Source organism: Flavobacterium sp. FPG59 (genome assembly GCF_002150205.1).
Classification (GTDB): domain Bacteria; phylum Bacteroidota; class Bacteroidia; order Flavobacteriales; family Flavobacteriaceae; genus Flavobacterium.
This window is the reverse complement of sequence record NZ_MTCA01000245.1, coordinates 1-4,383: the sequence shown is the minus strand read 5'-3', so window position 1 is coordinate 4,383 and position 4,383 is coordinate 1. Positions and strand designations below refer to the sequence as shown.

At 31.1% G+C, this 4,383-nt stretch carries 3 protein-coding genes and 1 pseudogene; 1 reads left to right on the top strand and 3 read right to left on the bottom strand.

The genetic code is table 11. The features are described 5' to 3' along the window. Nucleotides 1–351: 351 nt before the first annotated feature. Genes FPG59_RS14340 through tsaD form a run of 3 tightly spaced genes read right to left on the bottom strand, consistent with a single transcriptional unit; the run spans nucleotide 352 to nucleotide 2,738 of the window. Nucleotides 352–990 (bottom strand): DUF4159 domain-containing protein, encoded by a 639-nt coding sequence (locus tag FPG59_RS14340; protein WP_086455259.1) that lies wholly within the window; start codon nucleotides 988–990, stop codon nucleotides 352–354. 10 nt (nucleotides 991–1,000) lie between these two features. Continuing rightward, the gene (locus FPG59_RS14335) at nucleotides 1,001–1,708 is read right to left on the bottom strand and encodes a 16S rRNA (uracil(1498)-N(3))-methyltransferase (RefSeq protein WP_086455258.1); all 708 of its coding nucleotides are present in this window, start codon (nucleotides 1,706–1,708) and stop codon (nucleotides 1,001–1,003) included. Between the two features lie 7 nt (nucleotides 1,709–1,715). After that, nucleotides 1,716–2,738: a tRNA (adenosine(37)-N6)-threonylcarbamoyltransferase complex transferase subunit TsaD gene (gene tsaD, locus FPG59_RS14330; protein ID WP_086455257.1), complete on the bottom strand. Its 1,023-nt coding sequence runs from the start codon at nucleotides 2,736–2,738 to the stop codon at nucleotides 1,716–1,718. A 171-nt stretch (nucleotides 2,739–2,909) separates the two neighbouring features. Between tsaD and FPG59_RS14325 the strand changes: the two are divergent. Beyond that, nucleotides 2,910–4,383 (top strand): annotated as a pseudogene (locus FPG59_RS14325) (translocation/assembly module TamB); the annotation flags it as partial.

The window sequence follows — 4,383 nt, the reverse complement described above, 5'->3', positions numbered from 1 at the left end:
TTTTAATTTTTTTTAAAATCGTGAATTTTCTGATATAGTATCCTTTAAAAAATGTGTAAAATCAATTTCAATCTAAGAATACGAAAGTAATTTAGGAAGTAAAATATCATATTGTTTAAATATTCATTAATTTAATAAGAAATATCTAATTTCGTTATTTAGAAGTTATGGAATTAGGGGAGCTTTTTTACTCAAAAAAAGTTCTTGTTGTCTTATAGACTGTGCAGCAAGTATATAAAGGATTGTATTTTGATTTATGAATAAACAATAGGCATCTAAATTAAGATAGATACTTAATTTAGATGCCTATTATGAATTTCATGGAATTTACCCTAATTAATAAAAATAGAATTAATTGTTAAAAATGTAATTAATGATATTTGCACCCATTTTTAGTGCTTTATCACGTACTTCTTTAGGGTCATTGTTTACTTCTGGGTCTTCCCAACCGTCACCTAGATCACTTTCATAGGTGTATAATAAAACAAGTTTATTTTCGATAAATATTCCAAAAGCTTGTGGTCTTTTGCCGTCATGCTCATGAATTTTGGGTAGTCCATTTGGGAAAGTAAATGGTTTTTGAAAAATGGGATGTGTTGCAGGTATTTCTACCAAATTTGTATTTGGAAAAATTTTCTTTATTTCTTTTTTAATATATTGATCCATGCCGTAGTTGTCATCAACATGCAAAAAACCACCTGCTACTAAATAATTTCTAAGATTACTAACTTCGGTTTCATTAAAAACTACATTGCCATGCCCTGTTAAATGAATATAAGGATAAGACAATAAATCAGGGCTTGATGTTTCAACAGTAGCTGGTTTTTGTTTAATGCGGGTATTGATTGTGCTGTTGCAAAATTTAATTAAGTTAGGCAATGAAGTAGGATTTGCATACCAATCTCCGCCACCGCTGTATTTTACTAATGCAATTTCCTGCGCAAATAAGCTGGAGCTAAAAAGGATTATGAAATAAAAAAAATGTTTCATAGAATTGATTTTAGTTTTCATTTGTGAAAATAACACTGTGACAGGCAACAATTGCAGCAGTTTCAGTTCTTAATCGTGTTTCGCCTAGCATCACAGGAGTGTATTCATTTTCGAGTGCTAGTTGTATTTCTTTTTCTGAAAAATCTCCTTCTGGACCTATCAAAATGGTATAGTCTAGGTTTTTTTGTAAGATATTTTTCAATGATTTTTTTTCAGTTTCCTCGCAATGTGCTATGATTTTTACACCTGAAGGATTGAGTTTTATAAAATCTTTAAAAGATACAGCATCATTTATTTTTGGTAAAAAAACGGCGTTTGATTGTTTCATAGCAGTTAACACTATTTTTTCAAAACGTTCTTTATTAATGTTTTTTCGTTCTGATCGATCACAAAACACAGGTGTGATTTCATGAACTCCAATTTCGGTTGCTTTTTCAAGGAACCATTCGTAACGGTCGTTCATTTTGGTAGGAGCAACTGCAAGATGAAGTTTAAAAGTTGAAGGTGCTATTTGTATAAACGAAATAATATCAACAGTGCATTTATTGTCTGATGCTAATGTTATTTGGGTTGTAAACAATAAACCATTACCATTAGTAACATGAAGAATATCCGCATCTTTCTTGCGTAAAACTTTTATTATGTGTTTGCTTTCTTCTTTGTCAAATGAAAAATTTTGAGTGTTTTCATCTATTGTAGGGTTGTAAAATAATTGCATAGTTTTTTTAAAATTGTATTCTAGCTTTTGAAACTACATTAGAGTTTTCAAATGTTTGTGATAAATATTTTTGATATCCTACAATTCCTATCATTGCAGCGTTATCGGTTGTGTATTCAAATTTTGGTATATAGGTTTTCCAACCGTATTTTTTTTCGGTTTCCTTTAAAGTAGTCCTTATGCCGGAGTTTGCAGATACGCCGCCTCCAATTGCAATTTGTTTAATACCTGTTTCTTTTACAGCAAGCTTTATTTTATCCATTAAAATTTCTATAATAGTATGCTGTATTGATGCGCAAATATCATTTAGGTTTTCCGTTACAAAATTTGGATTTTCGGCAGTTTTCTTTTGAATAAAATAGAGAATTGCAGTCTTTAATCCTGAAAAACTAAAATCTAATCCAGCCACCTTAGGCTTAGTAAATGGAAATGCTTTTGGGTTACCTAGTTGAGCATATTTGTCTATTAAAGGACCGCCAGGATAGGGAAGTCCAAGGATTTTGGCACTTTTATCAAATGCTTCGCCTACAGCATCATCAGTGGTTTCGCCAATTATGGTCATGGTAAAATAATCTTCTACCTTTATAATTTGAGTATGGCCTCCACTTATAGTTAATGCTAAAAATGGAAAGCTTGGTTTTTCAAATCCTTCTTCATCAATAAAATGCGCTAAAACATGAGCTTGCATGTGATTTATTGCAAGAAGCGGAATGTTTAAGGCTAGAGCCAATGATTTTGCAAAAGAGCTTCCTACCAGCAAGGAGCCCATAAGGCCAGGACCTTGTGTGAATGCAATTGCAGATAGCTGTTCTTTTTGTATATTTGCTTTTTTAAGTGCAGCATCTACTACAGGAACAATGTTTTGTTGATGAGCTCTAGAGGCAAGTTCAGGAACAACACCCCCGTATTGATTGTGAATAAGTTGGTTTGCTACAACATTTGATAGTACTTTGTCGTTTTTTAAAACTGCAGCGGCGGTATCATCGCAAGAACTTTCTATTGCAAGTATAAAAACCTCAGGATTTTGCATAAATGGGTATGAATTTTGAGTTACAATTTGTACGTGTTGTACGGATAACATTTGTAATTTTCAAAATTAGAGAATTTTTAGCAAAGGAAGTTGTGTTTGCAAAAGCAAAATTAAATTTTAAATGAATAAATTCAATTAAGTATCAAAAAAGTAATTAAAATAGTTTTTCGGGTGTTGCTTGGGCTAGTAGTATTGCTGCTTATTGCAGGTATTGCTCTTACAATGCCTGCCGTGCAAACTCGCATTGCACGTTATTTTACAGATACTGTAAATAAAGATTTTGGTACTAATATAAATGTTGAAGGTGTTTCAATTTCTGTTTTTGGAGGTGTTAAATTTAAAAATGTCCTAATTAGAGATCACCGAAAGGATACTTTGATATATTCTGAGCGCATTGCTACCACTATTCTTGAAGGCAAAAAAATGCTGAATGGAGATCTTATTTTTGATAATCTGGATGTATACGGATTACTTTTTAACCTAAAAACATACAAGGGTGAAAAAGAGACCAATATTGATAAATTCATTAATTCATTTGAAACTGGAAAACGTTCCAGTCGAAAGTTTTTATTAAAAGCCAATACTTTACAAATTTATGATGGAAGGTTTATATTAATTGATGAAAACAGAGAAATCCCAAAAGATGTAGATTTCACAAAATTGAATGCATCGGTTACTGATTTTTTAATTTTTGGACCAGAAGTTTCTACCAGTATTAATAAGATGTCCTTTCTAGATTTTAGAGGATTGTATGTTAAAAATTTGAAATCCAAATTTTCATATTCCAAAAAAAATATCAAACTTGAAAATCTAGATTTGCAAACTAAGGAATCCTCACTCAAAGGAGAAGTTGTTCTGAAGTATAAAATTGAAGATTTTTCTAATTTTAATGATAAAGTAGTATTTGATATTCAACTTGATGCGGCATCTATTGCATCTAATGATATTCGGCATTTTTACAAAGAATTAGGTAAAAACCAACATTTCAATTTAAAATCAAAGATCAAGGGAACGCTGAATGATTTGCAGTTTTATAAGTTGAATTTAATTGATGATCGAAAAACACAGTTAATAGGAGATATCAATTTCAAGAATTTATTTGCTAGAAAAGGGCAGCAATTTTCAATGTTTTCTAAGTTTGATAAATTAACTTCTACTTATGAGGATTTAGTGGTTATTTTGCCTAACATTTTAGGCAATAAACTGCCTACTTCTCTGCAAAAATTAGGACGTTTTACAACTGAAGGTACAGCATCTGTTACAACAACAGCCGTTGAAGCTGATTTTTCTATGATGACAGCTTTAGGGAAGGTAACTTCAGATTTATACATTAATAATATCAATGAAATTGATAAAGCTTCCTACATTGGTACTGTAATCTTAGAAGATTTTGATCTAGGGACTATGATTGATCAGAAAGATTTAGGAAAAGTTTCTCTTGATATTAACGTTGATGGTCAAGGGTTTAATCAAAAATATTTGAACACTGCGGTGAATGGTCAAGTTAGCCAAATAGAGTTTAAAGGTTATAATTATACAAATATTACTTTAAACGGTAATCTTGCGAGTCCTAATTACATTGGAGACATCCAGATTGATGATCCTAATTTGAAAATGACTTTTGATGGCGCTTTAGATTTAAGTA